This is a genomic window from Streptococcus mitis (assembly GCF_001074635.1).
Lineage (GTDB): Bacteria > Bacillota > Bacilli > Lactobacillales > Streptococcaceae > Streptococcus > Streptococcus mitis_E.
In genome coordinates this window covers 1-18,069 of the sequence record NZ_JUQO01000166.1, presented here as the reverse complement: position 1 = coordinate 18,069, position 18,069 = coordinate 1, and the positions used below count along the sequence as shown (strand labels likewise).

Annotated in this window: 19 protein-coding genes; all 19 read left to right on the top strand. The window is 40.5% G+C overall.

Translation table 11 applies throughout. The features are described from left to right. The first annotated feature begins 25 nt into the window (after window positions 1-25). The 19 genes from xseA to ADI58_RS06905 all read left to right on the top strand — a co-directional run bounded on the left by xseA (window position 26) and on the right by ADI58_RS06905 (window position 18,012). Complete coding sequence (xseA, locus tag ADI58_RS06995) at window positions 26-1,366, top strand: exodeoxyribonuclease VII large subunit (RefSeq protein WP_049521978.1); 1,341 nt, start codon at window positions 26-28, stop codon at window positions 1,364-1,366. Next, entirely contained in the window at window positions 1,344-1,556 is a 213-nt protein-coding gene (locus tag ADI58_RS06990) for an exodeoxyribonuclease VII small subunit (RefSeq protein ID WP_007516874.1), read from the top strand. Before xseA ends, ADI58_RS06990 begins: the two co-directional genes overlap by 23 nt. Further along, window positions 1,553-2,428 carry a polyprenyl synthetase family protein gene (locus ADI58_RS06985; protein ID WP_049521977.1) on the top strand — a complete coding sequence of 292 codons (876 nt, stop codon included), beginning with the start codon at window positions 1,553-1,555 and terminating at the stop codon, window positions 2,426-2,428. Before ADI58_RS06990 ends, ADI58_RS06985 begins: the two co-directional genes overlap by 4 nt. Continuing rightward, complete coding sequence (locus ADI58_RS06980; RefSeq protein WP_049521976.1) at window positions 2,421-3,236, top strand: TlyA family RNA methyltransferase; 816 nt, start codon at window positions 2,421-2,423, stop codon at window positions 3,234-3,236. The genes ADI58_RS06985 and ADI58_RS06980 overlap by 8 nt, the downstream gene beginning before the upstream one ends. Continuing rightward, complete coding sequence (locus ADI58_RS06975) at window positions 3,229-3,660, top strand: arginine repressor (RefSeq protein ID WP_001034401.1); 432 nt, start codon at window positions 3,229-3,231, stop codon at window positions 3,658-3,660. The genes ADI58_RS06980 and ADI58_RS06975 overlap by 8 nt, the downstream gene beginning before the upstream one ends. A gap of 6 nt (window positions 3,661-3,666) precedes the next feature. Beyond that, the gene (recN, locus tag ADI58_RS06970; RefSeq protein ID WP_049521975.1) at window positions 3,667-5,334 is read left to right on the top strand and encodes a DNA repair protein RecN; all 1,668 of its coding nucleotides are present in this window, start codon (window positions 3,667-3,669) and stop codon (window positions 5,332-5,334) included. A gap of 1 nt (window position 5,335) precedes the next feature. Continuing rightward, entirely contained in the window at window positions 5,336-6,064 is a 729-nt protein-coding gene (locus ADI58_RS06965) for a metallophosphoesterase family protein (RefSeq protein ID WP_049521974.1), read from the top strand. A gap of 78 nt (window positions 6,065-6,142) precedes the next feature. Then, a complete protein-coding gene (gene lepA / locus ADI58_RS06960; protein WP_049521973.1) occupies window positions 6,143-7,966 on the top strand; it encodes a translation elongation factor 4 in 1,824 nt (607 codons plus the stop codon). Window positions 7,967-8,227: 261 nt separating this feature from the next. Beyond that, window positions 8,228-8,704 carry a PTS sugar transporter subunit IIA gene (locus ADI58_RS06955; RefSeq protein ID WP_000521972.1) on the top strand — a complete coding sequence of 159 codons (477 nt, stop codon included), beginning with the start codon at window positions 8,228-8,230 and terminating at the stop codon, window positions 8,702-8,704. A 38-nt stretch (window positions 8,705-8,742) separates the two neighbouring features. After that, on the top strand, window positions 8,743-9,048 hold the full coding sequence (locus tag ADI58_RS06950) for a PTS sugar transporter subunit IIB (RefSeq protein WP_000590547.1): 306 nt from the start codon (window positions 8,743-8,745) through the stop codon (window positions 9,046-9,048). A 48-nt stretch (window positions 9,049-9,096) separates the two neighbouring features. Next, window positions 9,097-10,572 carry a PTS transporter subunit IIC gene (locus tag ADI58_RS06945; protein ID WP_049521972.1) on the top strand — a complete coding sequence of 492 codons (1,476 nt, stop codon included), beginning with the start codon at window positions 9,097-9,099 and terminating at the stop codon, window positions 10,570-10,572. A gap of 250 nt (window positions 10,573-10,822) precedes the next feature. Further along, window positions 10,823-11,719 (top strand): aldose 1-epimerase family protein, encoded by an 897-nt coding sequence (locus tag ADI58_RS10805; RefSeq protein WP_080982501.1) that lies wholly within the window; start codon window positions 10,823-10,825, stop codon window positions 11,717-11,719. A 284-nt stretch (window positions 11,720-12,003) separates the two neighbouring features. Beyond that, window positions 12,004-12,429 (top strand): galactose-6-phosphate isomerase subunit LacA, encoded by a 426-nt coding sequence (lacA, locus tag ADI58_RS06935; protein WP_000029277.1) that lies wholly within the window; start codon window positions 12,004-12,006, stop codon window positions 12,427-12,429. Window positions 12,430-12,459: 30 nt separating this feature from the next. Then, the gene (lacB, locus tag ADI58_RS06930; RefSeq protein ID WP_001216910.1) at window positions 12,460-12,975 is read left to right on the top strand and encodes a galactose-6-phosphate isomerase subunit LacB; all 516 of its coding nucleotides are present in this window, start codon (window positions 12,460-12,462) and stop codon (window positions 12,973-12,975) included. Window positions 12,976-12,985: 10 nt separating this feature from the next. Next, the gene (locus tag ADI58_RS06925; RefSeq protein WP_049521971.1) at window positions 12,986-13,915 is read left to right on the top strand and encodes a tagatose-6-phosphate kinase; all 930 of its coding nucleotides are present in this window, start codon (window positions 12,986-12,988) and stop codon (window positions 13,913-13,915) included. A 1-nt stretch (window position 13,916) separates the two neighbouring features. Continuing rightward, complete coding sequence (gene lacD / locus ADI58_RS06920) at window positions 13,917-14,897, top strand: tagatose-bisphosphate aldolase (protein WP_001229114.1); 981 nt, start codon at window positions 13,917-13,919, stop codon at window positions 14,895-14,897. Window positions 14,898-15,131: 234 nt separating this feature from the next. Next, window positions 15,132-15,968 carry a PRD domain-containing protein gene (locus ADI58_RS06915; protein ID WP_000285712.1) on the top strand — a complete coding sequence of 279 codons (837 nt, stop codon included), beginning with the start codon at window positions 15,132-15,134 and terminating at the stop codon, window positions 15,966-15,968. 35 nt (window positions 15,969-16,003) lie between these two features. Continuing rightward, window positions 16,004-16,321: a PTS lactose/cellobiose transporter subunit IIA gene (locus tag ADI58_RS06910; RefSeq protein WP_001078325.1), complete on the top strand. Its 318-nt coding sequence runs from the start codon at window positions 16,004-16,006 to the stop codon at window positions 16,319-16,321. After that, window positions 16,321-18,012, top strand: a complete 1,692-nt coding sequence (locus tag ADI58_RS06905) for a lactose-specific PTS transporter subunit EIIC (RefSeq protein WP_001037317.1) — start codon at window positions 16,321-16,323, stop codon at window positions 18,010-18,012. Before ADI58_RS06910 ends, ADI58_RS06905 begins: the two co-directional genes overlap by 1 nt. Window positions 18,013-18,069: the final 57 nt, after the last annotated feature.

The window sequence follows — 18,069 nt, the reverse complement described above, 5'->3', positions numbered from 1 at the left end:
GCAAGAAAATGAATAGTAGGTGGAGATGGAAAAGTATTTATCGGTAACAACTTTGACCAAGTATCTGAAAATGAAATTCGATAAAGACCCTTATTTGGAACGGGTCTATTTAACTGGTCAAGTTTCCAATTTTCGTAAACGACCTACTCACCAATATTTCTCCTTAAAAGATGACCATGCAGTCATTCAAGCGACCATCTGGTCTGGGATTTATCAGAAATTAGGTTTCGACCTAGAAGAAGGAATGAAGATCAATGTGATTGGGCGTGTACAGGTCTATGAACCGAGCGGTAGCTACTCCATCATCATTGAAAAAGCTGAGCCAGATGGGGTTGGTGCGCTTGCGATTCAGTTTGAACAACTCAAGAAAAAATTGACAGAAGAAGGCCTGTTTCAAGAACGCTTCAAGCAACCTCTGCCCCAATTTTCGAAGAGAATTGGTGTAGTAACCAGTCGTAGTGGAGCCGTTATTCGAGATATTATCACGACCGTCAGCAGGCGCTTTCCAGGTGTCGATATTCTGCTCTATCCGACTAAGGTTCAAGGAGATGGAGCGGCAGAAGAAATTGCTCGGAATATTGCTCGTGCTAATCAACGGGACGATTTGGATTTGCTGATTATTGGTCGTGGTGGTGGTTCCATCGAGGATCTCTGGGCCTTTAACGAAGAGACTGTGGTACTAGCTATTTTTGAGTCTCGTTTGCCAGTTATTTCTAGTGTGGGGCATGAGACGGATGTGACCTTGGCAGATTTTGTGGCAGATCGCCGCGCTGCGACACCAACGGCTGCTGCTGAACTAGCAACACCTGTGACCAAGTTGGATGTATTAGCTCATTTGCAAAATCAGGAAAAACGGATGGCAACGGCAGTACGAAATGTCCTATCTAAGAAACAAGAAGCTTTGAAAAAATGCAGTCAGTCTGTTATCTTTAGACAGCCAGAGCGTTTGTATGATGGCTATATGCAACGCTTGGATCAACTGCAACTGCGCTTAAAACAAAATTTGCGAACACGGATTTCTGATAACAAACAGATAGTACAAGCAAGGACGCATCGACTGGTACAATTATCACCTGTTACTAAAATTCAACGTTATCAAGACAGACTTGGTCAGTTGGATAAGCTCTTAGGTAGCCAAATGGCGCTGGTTTATGATGCCAAGGTTGCTGAAGTCAAGCGACTTTCGGAAGCCTTACTCATGTTGGATACCAGTCGAATCGTGGCGCGTGGTTATGCTATTGTCAAAAAAGAAGAGTCCGTTGTAGATTCGGTTGAGAGTTTGAAGAAAAAAGACCAAGTGACGCTTTTGATGCGAGATGGTCGAGTAGAATTAGAGGTTAAAGATGTCAAAACAAAAGAAATTTGAGGAAAATCTAGCAGAACTGGAGAGCATTGTCCAAAGTTTGGAAAATGGTGAAATTGCTTTGGAAGATGCGATTACTGCCTTTCAAAAGGGCATGGTCTTGTCAAAAGAGCTCCAAGCGACGCTGGACAAGGCTGAAAAAACCTTGGTCAAGGTCATGCAAGAAGACGGAACAGAAAGTGATTTTGAATGAAGAAGCAAGAAAAATTAGCTCTTGTCGAGTCGGCCTTGGAAGACTTTTATGGAGACCAGCAGTTTGCTTCTAGTTTGCGAGAGTCTGTTCTCTATTCCATTCATGCTGGTGGCAAGCGTATTCGGCCTTTTCTTCTGTTAGAAGTTCTGGAAGCCTTGCAGGTGGCTATTAAACCAGCACATGCACAGGTAGCCGCGGCCTTGGAAATGATTCATACAGGGAGCTTGATTCACGATGATCTTCCAGCTATGGATGATGATGATTACCGTCGGGGACGTTTGACCAATCACAAGAAATTTGGAGAAGCTATGGCCATTTTGGCTGGAGATGCTCTGTTCCTGGATCCTTACGCCTTGATAGCGCAGGCAGATTTGCCAAGTCAGATCAAGGTGGACTTGATTGCCAACTTATCGCTTGCTTCAGGAAGTCTAGGCATGGTTGCAGGACAAGTTTTGGATATGGAAGGTGAACACCAGCACTTGTCCTTGGAAGAACTTCAGACCATTCATGCTAATAAGACTGGAAAACTACTAGCCTATCCATTCCAAGCTGCAGCCATTATAGCCGAATTAGTACCTGAAATGCAGGTGAAGCTGAAAACTGTTGGTGAATTGATTGGACTTGCTTTTCAAGTTCGAGACGACGTACTGGATGTGACAGCTAGTTTTGAGGAAATCGGTAAGACACCACAAAAGGATCTACAGGCAGAAAAATCAACCTATCCTGCTTTGTTGGGCTTGGAAGAGGCTATTGCCTTTTGCAACCAGACTTTGGATCAAGCTAATGCAAAATTAGAAGAAATTGCCCAGCAGATTTCCTTGGAAACAGAATCGATTGTAAAAGTAGTAGAAAGTTTGAGAATCAATGGCTAAGGAAAGAGTGGATGTACTAGCTTATAAACAGGGCTTGTTTGAAACGAGAGAGCAGGCCAAGCGCGGTGTCATGGCTGGTCTAGTCGTAGCAGTCCTTAACGGAGAGAGGTTTGACAAGCCAGGAGAGAAAATTCCAGACGACACCGAGCTAAAACTTAAGGGTGAAAAACTCAAGTATGTCAGCCGTGGTGGTTTGAAACTGGAGAAGGCCTTGCAGGTCTTTGATTTGTCAGTGGATGATGCGACCACGATTGATATCGGGGCCTCTACTGGAGGTTTTACCGATGTCATGTTGCAAAATGGTGCTGAGTTAGTCTTTGCAGTTGATGTTGGTACCAATCAGTTGGCTTGGAAACTACGCCAGGACCCGCGAGTTGTCAGCATGGAACAGTTCAATTTCCGCTATGCTGAAAAGACTGATTTCGAAAAGGAACCGAGCTTTGCCAGCATTGATGTGAGTTTCATTTCCCTCAGTCTTATTTTGCCGGCCTTGCACCGTGTCTTGGCTAATCAAGGTCAGGTTGTGGCTTTGGTTAAGCCCCAGTTTGAGGCAGGACGTGAGCAGATTGGGAAAAATGGGATTATTCGAGATGCTAAGGTTCATCAACATGTCCTTGAATCTGTCACAGCTATGGCAGTAGAGGAAGGATTTTCAGTTCTTGGTTTGGACTTTTCTCCCATCCAAGGCGGTCATGGAAATATTGAGTTTTTAGCGTATTTGAAAAAAGAAGAGTCAGCAAGCAATCAGGTTCTTGCTGAGATTGAAGAAGTAGTAGAGAGGGCGCATAGTCAATTTAAAAATGAATAAAAAAGAGAGACTTGAAAAAATTAGACGATTTGTGACAGATTATCAAATCGGTACGCAAGAAGAAATTGTAGAACATTTGAAAGAAGCAGGTATCACTGCCACTCAAGCGACGGTATCACGAGATATCAAAGAACTAGGTATTGTCAAAATTCCTTTGAGAGATAATACCTATGTCTATGAATTGCCAAAATCAATCGTGAAAAGTTTGCAACTGGCTGAAGATAATATTGAGTCAGCTGAATTGATGGATAAGATGATCAATCTCCAAGTTATCCCAGGAAATACAGCTTTTGTAAAAGCTCAGTTAACCGAGACTTTTGCGGATAAGATTTTTAGCTGTTTAGCTGATGATAGCTCGATTTTAGTCATTGCCAGAAGTGAAAGTCTAGCTGAGGAAATCTTTGAACAAGTAAAAAATTGGTAGGTCTATATGTTACTTGAAATTTCGATAAAAAACTTTGCCATTATTGAGGCTATTTCTCTCAATTTTGAAAAGGGGATGACTGTCCTGACTGGTGAAACGGGTGCAGGGAAGTCGATTATCATTGATGCCATGAATATGATGTTGGGAGCTCGTGCGACGACAGATGTTATTCGTCATGGTGCGCCAAAGGCAGAGATTGAGGGGCTTTTCTCAGTTGAGAATAGTCGTCTTTTACAGGAAATTTTTGATGAGCAAGGTTTGGAATTTGGGGATGAGATTATCATCCGTCGGGAAATTCTGCAAAATGGTCGGAGTATTAGTCGTGTCAATGGCCAGATGGTTAATCTGTCTGTTTTGCGTGCTATTGGGCAACATCTGGTAGATATTCATGGTCAGCATGACCAAGAAGAGTTAATGCGCCCTCAACTTCATATTCAAATGTTGGATGAATTTGGTGATACAGCCTTTTGGGCCTTGAAAGAAACCTATCAAACGAGTTTTGATGCCTACCGTAAAATGCGTAAGCAGGTTCTGGAAGTCAAGAAAAACCAACAGGAACACAAGGCTCGTATTGAAATGTTGGAATTTCAAATGGCAGAGATTGAGGCAGCAAACTTGCAAGCTGGAGAAGATCTGGCTCTCAATCAAGAGCGTGATAAACTTCTCAATCATAAAAATATTGCGGATACGCTGACCAATGCATATAGTATGTTGGACAATGAAGATTTTTCAAGTCTGGCCAATGTTCGTTCGGCCATGAATGACATGGAAAGTGTTGAAGAGTATGACCCTGAATACCGTGAAATTTCAAGCTCTCTGTCTGAGACCTACTATGTCTTAGAAGATATTAGCAAACGTTTGGAAGCTATTATTGAAGACCTTGATTTTGATGGCAATCGTCTCATGCAGGTTGAGAATCGTTTGGACCTCCTTCATACTATTACGCGTAAATATGGTGGGACTGTAGACGATGTCTTGCTTTACTTTGCAAAGATTACGGAAGAATACAATCTCTTGACAGGCAATAATCTTTCGTCTGAAGAGATGGAAGCAGAACTTAAGAAATTGGAAGTTAATCTTGTCGACTTGGCAGCTCAGCTTGCATCTGCACGTCATGACTTGGCTCAGCAGCTAGAAGCAGAGATTAAACAAGAACTGCAAGACCTCTATATGGAAAAAGCCCAGTTTCAGGTTCGTTTTAACAAGGGCAAATTCAGTCGTGAGGGAAATGAAATGGTTGAGTTTTACATTTCAACCAACCCTGGTGAAGACTTTAAACCCTTGGTCAAGGTTGCGTCCGGTGGGGAATTATCTCGTCTCATGCTAGCCATTAAGTCTGCCTTTTCTCGTAAAGAGGGCAAGACAAGTATTGTCTTTGATGAGGTGGATACGGGAGTTTCAGGCCGTGTTGCCCAAGCTATTGCGCAGAAGATTCATAAAATTGGTCAGCATGGGCAGGTTCTAGCTATTTCCCATTTACCACAAGTGATTGCGATTGCAGATTATCAATTCTTTATTGAGAAGATTAGTAATGACCATTCAACAGTTTCGACTGTTCGTCTCTTGACGGTTGAAGAGAGAGTGGAGGAAGTTGCTAAAATGTTGGCAGGTGATGATGTGACGGAAGCAGCCCTGACGCAAGCCAGAGAATTGTTGAGAAACAGGGAGAAATAAGATGACAGACTATTATGTAATTGGAGATGTTCACGGAAAAGCAGGTATGCTGGAAGACCTTCTCAAAACATGGGATGGTCAGACCAAGTTGCTCTTTCTAGGGGATTTGATTGACCGTGGTGAAGATAGTCGCCGTGTCCTAGAGATGGTTAAGGACTTGGTCGATAATCAAGGGGCAATCTGTTTGTCAGGAAATCACGAGTATATGTTTTTGACATGGCTAGATGACCCAGAAGAAAGTTATGACCACTATCGTCGCAATGGTGGTGATACAACCATTAACTCTATCCTAGGTCGTCCTTTGGATGCACCGGTTGATGGAGTAGAAGATGCCAAGCGTGTTGCGACTGAAGCGGCAGACTTGGTCGAATTTATTCGTCAAATGCCGTTTGTGGTAGAGACAGACAAGTATATCTTTGTTCATGCAGGTATTGATTTAACCTTGAATGACTGGCATGAAACTACAGATTATAAAAAAGTCTGGCTTAGAAAACCATTCCACGAAGCAGAAAATCATACTGGAAAAATCATTGTCTTTGGTCACACACCGGTTTATGGCTTGTTAAAGCAAGAGCGTGGTACTGCTGAGCTTTGGACTACAGAAGATGGCAAGATTGGAATGGATGGAGGAGCTGTTTATGGTGGTGTCCTTCATGGGATTGTCTTTACAGACCAAGGAATGACAGAACACCACTTTATCGAAAATGACGGCTTTGTTGCTGAAGATTAGTACTCCTAGCAGGGTATGGTCTTGTCAAAATGTCAAAAACAATTTATAATAAATAGATACCCTGAAAGGAAGAGAATCATGAACTTAGAAGAATTGAAAAAACGACAGGAGAAGATCCGTAACTTCTCTATTATCGCCCATATTGACCACGGGAAATCGACTCTAGCAGACCGCATTTTGGAAAAAACAGAGACAGTATCCAGTCGTGAAATGCAGGCCCAGCTTTTGGATAGCATGGATTTAGAGCGAGAACGTGGGATTACCATTAAACTCAATGCCATCGAGCTCAATTATACTGCCAAAGATGGGGAAATTTATATTTTCCACTTGATTGACACGCCGGGGCACGTAGACTTTACCTATGAAGTTTCGCGTTCGTTAGCTGCCTGTGAGGGAGCGATTTTGGTGGTTGATGCTGCCCAAGGGATTGAGGCTCAAACCCTTGCCAATGTTTATCTGGCCTTGGACAATGATTTGGAAATCATACCAGTCATTAACAAAATTGACCTACCAGCTGCAGATCCTGAGCGCGTTCGTACAGAGATTGAAGATGTGATTGGTTTGGATGCCAGCGAAGCAGTCTTAGCATCAGCTAAAGCTGGTATTGGTATCGAAGAAATTCTCGAGCAAATTGTAGAAAAAGTTCCAGCACCAACGGGTGATGTGACGGCGCCACTTAAGGCCTTGATTTTCGACTCGGTTTACGATGCTTACCGTGGGGTTATTCTCCAAGTGCGTGTCATGGATGGGGTGGTTAAACCTGGTGATAAGATTCAACTCATGAGTAATGGCAAGACCTTTGATGTGACGGAAGTCGGTATTTTTACTCCGAAAGCAGTTGGTCGTGATTTCCTTGCGACTGGTGATGTTGGTTATATTGCAGCATCTATTAAGACGGTTCAGGATACTCGTGTGGGTGATACAGTTACTTTGGCAACCAATCCTGCGGCTGAGCCATTACATGGCTACAAGCAGATGAATCCTATGGTCTTTGCGGGTCTCTATCCTATCGAGTCAAACAAGTACAATGACCTGCGTGAAGCGCTTGAAAAATTGCAACTGAATGATGCTAGTCTTCAGTTTGAACCAGAAACATCTCAGGCACTTGGATTTGGTTTCCGTTGTGGTTTCCTTGGACTACTCCATATGGATGTTATCCAAGAGCGTTTGGAACGTGAGTTCAACATCGACCTCATCATGACAGCTCCGTCTGTTATTTACAAAGTTAATTTGACCGACGGTGAGTCTATGGATGTGTCTAACCCATCTGAGTTCCCAGATCCTACCAAGATTGCGACCATTGAAGAGCCTTATGTTAAGGCGCAAATCATGGTACCACAGGAGTTCGTAGGAGCAGTGATGGAGCTAGCTCAGCGCAAGCGAGGGGACTTTGTGACTATGGACTATATTGATGATAATCGTGTCAATGTTATCTATCAAATTCCACTGGCTGAAATCGTCTTCGACTTCTTTGATAAACTCAAGTCTTCAACACGTGGTTATGCAAGCTTTGACTATGAATTGTCAGAGTATCGCCCATCTAAGCTAGTGAAAATGGATATCCTTCTCAATGGAGACAAGGTGGATGCCCTCAGCTTTATCGTTCACAAGGATTTTGCTTATGAACGCGGGAAACTCATCGTTGATAAGCTCAAGAAAATTATCCCTCGTCAACAATTCGAGGTACCAATTCAAGCAGCAATTGGACACAAGATTGTCGCTCGTACTGATATCAAGGCCCTTCGTAAGAATGTACTTGCTAAATGTTATGGTGGTGACGTTTCTCGTAAACGCAAACTCCTTGAAAAACAAAAAGCAGGTAAGAAGCGCATGAAAGCTATCGGATCAGTAGAAGTTCCACAAGAAGCCTTCCTCAGTGTCTTGAGCATGGATGAAGAATAAATTATCAGAAATACCTTTCCTTCTTCATAGGAAATTTATATAAGAATCAATCGTAAAGCAGGCTTAAATGGTCTGCTTTTTTAGTTTCTAGAACAGAAAAAATGTTTGAAATGTTTGCTTATATGTTTGTTTTTTTGCAACAAATCATAAAAACAACAAAAATATAAAAAAAGAGACAAAAAAGAACAGAAAATCGTTGACAACGGTTTCATATAGTGTTATACTTATAACATAAAGTTAATGGAAAGAAGGGAAAACCTTATGGGATTAGATCATTTCTTTGACAAAAACCTTGTGTTTTGCTTAGAAGCGGATAATCAAGAACATCTCTTTGATCAAGTTGCAACTTTATTGGAAGAACGAGAAATCGTAACTCCAACCTATCGTGAAGCCTTGATCACGCGTGAAAAGTCATTTCCAACTGGCTTAGATATGGAATTTTTGGGTAAGGATTTGCCGAATGTGGCTATTCCTCATACAGATATTGTTCATAATCTAGCTGAAAAAGTTGTGGTCGTTCGATTAGATAAACCAGTGACTTTCCACAATATGATTGCACCAGATAAGGAAGTAGAAGTATCTTTACTCTTCTTTATCATTAATAACTCAAGTTCAAGTCAAACAAACATTCTTGCTCAGTTGATGGACTTCTTTACTGGAAATGGTCATCTTGAAGACCTATCAAAAATTTCTGAACCAGAAGCCCTCTATGCTTATATAGCTGAAGCAATCGCTTAATCTTGTCTATTAAAAATATTAAATCGGAGGAAATCCATATGATTAAAATTCTTGCTGCCTGCGGTGCAGGTGTTAACTCAAGCCACCAAATTAAAAGTGCTCTTGAAGAAGAACTTTCAAACCGTGGTTTTGATGTTCACTGTGATGCTGTTATGGTAAAAGACGTTAACGAAGACCTTATCAAAGGTTATGACATCTTCACACCAATTGCTGCGACAGATCTTGGTTTTGATCCAGGTATTCCAGTTATCGAAGCTGGACCAATCTTATTCCGTATCCCAGCTATGAGTGCTCCAGTATTTGACAATATTGAAGCAGCTATTAAAGAACACGGATTAAGCTAATTATCAATTTGTTAACATTCATATAACATAAAAAAGGGAGGAACTGTTATGGATGCAATCTTTGGCCTAATCAAAGAATTTTTCACACCTATCTTAGATATGGGTGGACCTGTCATCATGTTGATCATTTTGACAATATTGGCTTTACTTTTTGGAGTGAAATTCTCCAAAGCGCTTGAAGGTGGTATCAAACTTGCCATCGCTCTTACAGGTATCGGTGCTATCATCGGTATGCTAAACACTGCTTTCTCAGCATCACTTGCAAAATTCGTTGAAAACACTGGTATCCAATTAAGTATCACTGACGTTGGTTGGGCACCACTTGCAACAATCACTTGGGGATCTGCTTGGACACTATACTTCTTGCTCATCATGTTGATTGTCAACATAGTGATGCTAGCCATGAAGAAAACAGATACACTTGACGTTGATATCTTCGATATCTGGCACTTGTCTATCACAGGTCTTTTGATTAAATGGTATGCTGACAACAATGGTGTGAGCCAAGGGGTTTCACTATTGATTGCTACAGCAGCTATCGTCCTTGTCGGTGTGTTGAAAATTATCAACTCTGACTTGATGAAACCTACATTTGATGACCTTCTTAATGCACCAAGTTCATCACCAATGACATCAACTCACATGAACTACATGATGAACCCAGTTATCATGGTTTTGGATAAGATTTTTGAAAAATTCTTCCCAGGTCTTGATAAATATGACTTTGATGCTGCTAAATTGAACAAGAAAATTGGTTTCTGGGGTTCTAAATTCTTTATCGGTTTCATTCTTGGTATCGTTATCGGTATTATGGGAACTCCACATCCAATTGCAGGTGTTGCCGATGCAGATAAATGGCGTCTTGTTATCAGAGGATGGTTGTCTCTTGGTTTGACTGCCGGTGTATCTTTGGAACTCTTCTCACTTATCGGTTCATGGTTCATCGCCGCTGTGGAACCTCTTTCACAAGGTATTACAAACGTTGCTACTAAACGTCTTCAAGGACGTAAATTTAACATCGGTCTTGACTGGCCTTTCATCGCTGGTCGTGCTGAAATCTGGGCTTGTGCTAACGTACTTGCACCAATCATGTTGATTGAAGCAGTGCTTCTTTCAAAAGTCGGAAATGGTATTTTGCCACTTGCAGGTATCATCGCTATGGGTGTTACTCCAGCTCTCTTGGTTGTAACACGTGGTAAATTGCTCCGTATGATTATCTTCGGAACACTCTTGTTGCCACTCTTCCTTCTTTCAGGTACACTTATCGCACCATTTGCAACAGAACTTGCTAAAGGTGTAGGTGCCTTCCCAGCAGGTGTGAGCGAAACTCAATTGATCACTCACTCAACTCTTGAAGGACCAATCGAAAAACTTCTTGGTTGGACAATTGGTAACACTACAACTGGTGATATCAAAGCAATCCTTGGTGCTGTAGTCTTCCTTGTATTCTATATCGGTATTTTTGCATGGTACAGAAAACAAATGATCAAACGTAACGAAGAGTACGCAGCAAAAGCAAAATAATGCGCTCCTATAAAATGTAAGCTCAATGAAAATCAAAGAGCAAACTAGGAAGCTAGCCGCAGGTTGCTCAAAATACAGTTTTGAGGTTGTAGATAAGACTGACGAAGTCAGTGACCATATCTACGGCAAGGTGACGCTGACGAAGTTTGAATTGGATTTTCGCAGAGTGTAAATTGTTGAAACTAGGTTGTCATATCATTAGGAGTGACAGCCTAGTTTTTTATAAACTATCAAGAAATCGGAGAAAATAATGGTAATTGAATTAAAATCAGAACAATTAAGAGTTCAATTTAACAGTTTTGGTGGTGCTCTTTCTTCTATAAAAGATACTGAGGGTCTTGAGTATTTGTGGCAAGGAGATGCTACTTATTGGAGTGGACAAGCTCCTGTTCTCTTCCCCATTTGTGGTTCTTTGAGAGAGGATACAGCCCTCTATATAGATGAGAAGGGGCAGGACAGCAAAGGAAAGATTCCACGTCATGGTTTGGTCCGCAAGAAAGAATTTGAATTAGTTGAACAGACAGATAAGAGTGTAACTTTTGCAATTGAAGACGATGAGAATAGCTATCAAAACTATCCTTATCATTTCCGCCTAGAAATCACTTATATCCTTACTGGCAAGACAGTACGGACTCAATACAAGATTTTCAATAAAGAAACTAGCAAGGTCCTGCCTTACTTTATTGGTGGACATCCAGGCTTTAATTGTCCCTTACTGGATGATGAAGTCTATGAAGATTATTATCTAGAGTTTGAGAAAGAAGAGACTTGCTCTGTTCCACGTCCTTTCCCAGAAACGGGGATGCTTGATTTTCAAGATAGAAGTCCATGGCTAGAGGGTCAAAAAGAAATAGATCTTAGTTATGATCTTTTCAGTACAGATGCAGTGACTTTGGATGAATTGCAATCTCGAACAATTGCCCTTCGTTCTCGTAAACATGATAAGGGATTGAAAGTGCACTTTGCAGAGTTCTCAAATCTCATTATATGGTCAACTTTGAATAAAGGTCCTTTCATTGCTTTTGAACCATGGTCTGGCTTGTCAACATCCCTTGAAGAAGGAGATTATCTAGAAGATAAGAAAAACGTTCGCCTCCTAGAAGCTGGTCAAGTGGATCAAATTGGCTTTGATATCGAAATTTTTTAGTTAAAAAAACACAAAAACAAACATTAACTGTTGACTTTTTCAGGAAATAGGAGTATATTATGTTTGTAAGCAACAAATGATGTTTGTAACAAACAAACAATCACTTGTTATATTCTCTTTCGTGGAGAAGAATTATTTCTAAGGAAATGGTTTCCTAAACTTGAATAAGGTGTCAGTCATCTCATTCAATCCAATTTGTCAATAAACTGCTAGAAAGCTTTTGTAGGTAAACTGCTAACCATAAAAGTCTTTACTAGCCTAGAAAAATAAAAGGAGTATCCAATATGTCTATTGTTATCGGTGCAGATGCTGCAGGTTTGAGATTGAAAGAAGTTGTGAAAGACTTCTTGGAAAAAGAAAACTTCCACGTTGTGGATGTTACAGCTGAAGGTCAAGACTTTGTTGATGTGACTCTTGCTGTTGCTGCAGAAGTAAACAAAGAAGAACAAAACCTTGGTATCGTGATTGATGCTTATGGTGCTGGTCCTTTCATGGTTGCAACAAAAATCAAAGGAATGGTTGCTGCAGAAGTTTCTGACGAACGTTCAGCTTATATGACTCGTGGCCACAACAACTCACGTATGATCACTATGGGTGCACAACTTGTTGGTGATGAATTGGCTAAAAACATTGCTAAAGGATTTGTTAACGGTAAATACGACGGTGGACGTCACCAGATTCGTGTTGATATGTTGAACAAAATGTGCTAATTAGATTACAGTAAGAAAGGTAAGTTAAAAATGAGAATTGCAATTGGATGTGACCACATCGTAACAGATGAAAAAATGGCGGTTTCAGAATTTTTGAAATCAAAAGGATATGAAGTCATTGACTTTGGTACATATGACCATACACGTACTCACTACCCAATCTTTGGTAAAAAAGTAGGGGAAGCTGTAACTAGCGGTCAAGCTGATCTTGGGGTATGTATCTGTGGTACTGGTGTTGGTATCAACAACGCTGTAAATAAAGTTCCTGGTGTTCGTTCTGCCTTGGTTCGTGATATGACAACAGCCCTTTATGCTAAAGAACAATTGAACGCTAACGTTATCGGTTTTGGTGGTAAGATTACTGGTGAATTGCTTATGTGTGATATCATCGAAGCTTTCATCCATGCTGAATACAAACCATCTGAAGAAAACAAGAAATTGATTGCGAAAATTGAACACCTTGAAAGTCACAATGCTCAACAAACTGATGCAAACTTCTTCACTGAATTCCTTGAAAAATGGGATCGCGGAGAATACCACGACTAAGAGGTGACCAATGATTTTAACAGTCACAATGAACCCATCCATTGATATTTCTTATCCCTTGGATGAGTTGAAGATTGATACTGTCAATCGTGTGGTGGAGGTAACCAAAACAGCTGGTGGTAAGGGACTAAACGTCACCCGAGTACTTTCAGAATTTGGTGATTCTGTTCTTGCTACTGGTTTAGTGGGTGGTAAACTTGGTGAGTTTTTGGTTGAAAATATAGATGATCAAGTAAAGAAAGATTTCTTCTCAATTCAGGGAGAAACTCGGAACTGTATCGCTATTCTCCACGGAGACAAGCAAACAGAAGTTCTTGAAAAAGGTCCTGTAGTATTGGAACAGGAAAGTCAAGACTTTTTGGAACATTTCAAAAAACTCTTGGAGTCAGTTGAAGTAGTAGCTATCTCAGGTAGTCTGCCAGCTGGCCTTCCAGTTGATTACTATGCGAGCTTGGTAGAACTTGCTAATCAAGCTGGCAAGCCTGTTGTCTTGGACTGCTCTGGTGCAGCACTTCAGGCGGTTCTTGAATCACCACATAAACCAACAGTAATCAAACCAAATAATGAGGAATTATCTCAGCTTCTTGGAAGAGAAGTTTCCGAGGATTTGGATGAATTAAAAGAAGTCCTTCAAGAACCTTTGTTTGCAGGTATTGAATGGATTATCGTTTCACTTGGTGCCAACGGTTCCTTTGCCAAACATGGTGACACTTTCTACAAGGTAGATATTCCTAGAATTCAGGTAGTCAATCCTGTCGGATCTGGAGATTCTACTGTGGCAGGAATTTCTTCAGGACTTCTTCACAAAGAATCGGATGCAGAATTACTCATCAAGGCAAATGTCCTTGGTATGCTCAATGCTCAAGAAAAAATGACTGGTCATGTCAACATGTCCAACTATCAAGCTCTATATGATCAATTAATAGTAAAAGAGGTATAAAATGGCTTTAACAGAACAAAAACGTGCACGCTTAGAAAAACTTTCTGATGAAAATGGTATCATCTCAGCTCTTGCATTTGACCAACGTGGTGCTTTGAAACGCCTCATGGCTCAACACCAAACAGAAGAACCAACTGTAGCTCAAATGGAAGAACTGAAAGTCTTGGTAGCAGATGAATTGACTAAATACGCTTCATCTATGCTTCTTGACCCAGAGTATGGACTTCCAGCAACTAAAGCTCTTGATGAAAAAGCTGGTCTTCTCCTTGCTTATGAAAAAACAGGTTATGACACAACAAGTACAAAACGTTTGCCAGACTGCTTGGATGTTTGGTCTGCAAAACGTATTAAAGAAGAAGGTGCAGATGCAGTTAAATTCTTGCTTTACTATGATGTAGATAGCTCAGACGAACTCAACCAAGAAAAACAAGCTTACATCGAACGCATCGGTTCTGAATGTGTGGCTGAAGATATCCCATTCTTCCTTGAAATCCTTGCTTATGATGAAAAAATTGCGGACGCTGGTTCTGTAGAATACGCGAAAGTAAAACCACACAAAGTTATTGGTGCTATGAAAGTCTTCTCAGACCCACGCTTTAACATTGATGTCTTGAAAGTTGAAGTTCCTGTTAACATTAAATATGTTGAAGGCTTCGCTGAAGGTGAAGTAGTTTATACACGTGAAGAAGCAGCAGCCTTCTTCAAAGCTCAAGATGAAGCAACTAACTTGCCATACATCTACTTGAGTGCTGGTGTATCAGCTAAACTCTTCCAAGATACTCTTGTATTTGCCCATGAATCAGGTGCAAACTTTAACGGAGTTCTTTGTGGCCGTGCTACATGGGCTGGATCAGTTGAAGCTTACATCAAAGATGGTGAAGCAGCAGCTCGCGAATGGCTTCGCACAACTGGATTTGAAAACATTGACGAACTCAACAAAGTTCTTCAAACAACAGCAACTTCATGGAAAGAACGCGTGTAAGCAAGTCCTTCTAGTTTAGGAACATGAATCTAAAAAAATTTTTAAAAAAGTCACATGTAAGGGTTTACAAAATAACTTACTTGTGCTATACTTAAATCACAAGTTAATACAAGGTGAGTGTTACTAAGTAATATTAGGCATGATCACAGGTGAATTAGAAATCAGCTGATTTTCTAGTTCATTTGTGGTCATTTTTTGTACTAATATAGCTTTAAGATATAAAAGGAGGTTGACATGTATCGAATTCTAAATCCAATGAATCACAATGTCTCGCTTGTCAGAAATGATAAAGGAGAAGAAGTGATTGTGATTGGTAAGGGGATTGCATTTGGAAAGAAGAAAGGGGATTTGATTGCTGAACATCAGGTTGAGAAAATCTTTCGGATGAAGACCGAAGAGTCAAGAGAAAACTTTATGGCTCTCCTCAAAGATGTTCCGCTTGATTTTATCACAGTGACTTATGAAATCATTGATAAGCTATCAAAGAAATATCATTATCCGATTCAAGAGTATCTCTATGTAACCTTGACAGATCATATTTACTGTTCTTACCAAGCTCTAGCACAAGGAAGGTACAAGGATAGTAATCTGCCAGATATTTCCACTAAGTATCCTGTCGCTTTTCAAATCGCAAATGAAGCATTTGAAATTTACCGTCAGAAGCTAGCAGATCATTTTCCTGAGGACGAAATTATTCGGATTGCTTATCATTTCATTAATGCCGAAGGTGAAAATGAAGTGGAACTTGTGGAGTCGATTGATAAGAGGAAAGAAATTCTCAGGAATGTTGAAGAAGTTTTAACGGACTATGCAATTCAACGAACCAAAGAGAATAATCATTTCTATGATCGTTTTATGATACATTTGAATTATTTCTTGGATTATTTAGACAGATCTAGAGATGATAACCAATCACTTCTGGATATGGAAGATCATATCAAACAATCCTATCCAAAAGCGTTCGAGATTGGTTCCAAGATCTATGATGTGATTACGCAACATACGGGTCTTGATTTGTATAAAAGTGAACGAGTTTATCTAGTTCTACACATCCAACGTTTATTGTCATAAAAATTTAATTAAAAATACCTAAGGAGAATTCTATCATGAATAGAGAAGAAGTAACATTGTTAGGTTTTGAAATCGTAGCCTATGCTGGCGATGCTCGTTCAAAACTATTGGAAGCCTTGAAGGCTGCTGAAGCTGGTGATTTTGCGAAAGCAGACAGCTTAGTTGAGGAAGCTGGTTCTTGCATTGCAGAGGCTCACCACGCGCAAACAAGTCTATTGACTAAGGAAGCTTCTGGTGAGGACTTAGCGTATAGTGTGACCATGATGCATGGCCAAGACCACTTGATGACAACTGTCTTGTTAAAAGATTTGATGCACCACTTAATCGAACTTTATAAGAGAGGAGTTAAATAATGAACAAACTAATTGCATTTATCGAGAAAGGAAAGCCTTTCTTTGAGAAATTATCTCGTAATATCTATCTTCGTGCTATTCGTGATGGTTTCATTGCAGGTATGCCTGTTATTCTCTTCTCAAGTATTTTTATCCTGATTGCCTTTGTACCAAACTCATGGGGCTTTAAATGGTCTGATGAAGTTGTAGCCTTTCTGATGAAACCTTATAGCTATTCTATGGGTATTCTCGCACTTTTGCTAGCTGGTACGACTGCTAAATCATTAACAGACTCTGTTAACCGTAGCATGGAAAAAACCAACCAAATCAACTATATGTCAACTCTATTAGCTGCTATTGTTGGATTATTGATGTTGGCAGCTGATCCAATTGAAGGTGGCTTTGCAACAGGATTCCTAGGAACAAAAGGTTTGCTTTCAGCCTTCCTAGCAGCCTTTGTGACTGTAGCAATTTATAAGGTTTGTGTTAAGAACAACGTCACTATTCGTATGCCTGACGAAGTTCCACCAAATATCTCACAAGTCTTTAAAGATGTGATTCCATTCACTCTATCTGTTGTTTCTCTTTATGCTCTTGATTTATTAGCTCGTCATTTTGTTGGTGCAAGCGTAGCTGAATCAATCGGTAAATTCTTTGCTCCATTATTCTCTGCTGCTGATGGTTATCTAGGGATCACCATTATCTTTGGTGCCTTTGCCTTCTTCTGGTTTGTTGGTATTCACGGTCCATCTATCGTTGAACCAGCAATCGCAGCTATTACCTATGCCAATGCCGAAGTCAACTTGAACCTTCTCCAACAAGGAATGCATGCTGACAAGATTCTTACTTCTGGTACACAAATGTTTATCGTTACCATGGGTGGTACTGGTGCGACATTGGTTGTTCCATTCATGTTCATGTGGTTAACAAAATCAAAACGTAACCGTGCAATCGGACGTGCTTCAGTAGTTCCAACTTTCTTTGGTGTAAATGAACCAATCTTGTTTGGTGCACCGCTTGTTTTGAACCCAATCTTCTTCATTCCATTTATCTTTGCTCCAATTGCAAACGTATGGATCTTTAAGTTCTTTATCGAAACACTTGGCATGAACTCATTTACTGCCAACCTTCCATGGGTTACTCCTGGACCTTTGGGGATTGTCCTTGGTACAAACTTCCAGTTCTTATCATTCGCTCTTGCTGCTCTTCTAATCGTGGTTGACGTAGTCATTTACTACCCATTCCTTAAAGTATATGATGAACAAATTCTTGAAGAAGAACGTTCAGGTAAAGCTAACGATGAATTGAAAGAAAAAGTTGCTGCAAACTTCAACACTGCAAAAGCGGATGCTATTCTTGAAAAAGCAGGTGTAGAAGCAGCTCAAAATACCATCACTGAAGAAACAAATGTCCTCGTTCTCTGTGCAGGTGGAGGTACAAGTGGACTTCTTGCGAATGCTTTGAATAAGGCAGCTGCAGAATACAATGTTCCTGTGAAAGCAGCAGCAGGTGGCTATGGTGCTCACCGTGAAATGTTGCCAGAGTTTGATCTAGTTATCCTTGCCCCTCAAGTTGCTTCAAACTTTGAAGACATGAAAGCAGAAACAGATAAGCTCGGTATTAAACTTGCCAAGACAGAAGGTGCTCAATACATCAAATTAACTCGTGATGGAAAAGGTGCTCTTGCATTCGTACAAGCTCAATTCGATTAACGATAGGGACTATAAAACAGTCTCCTATCGTTACGGAAATCGCTATGGCGAATTTCC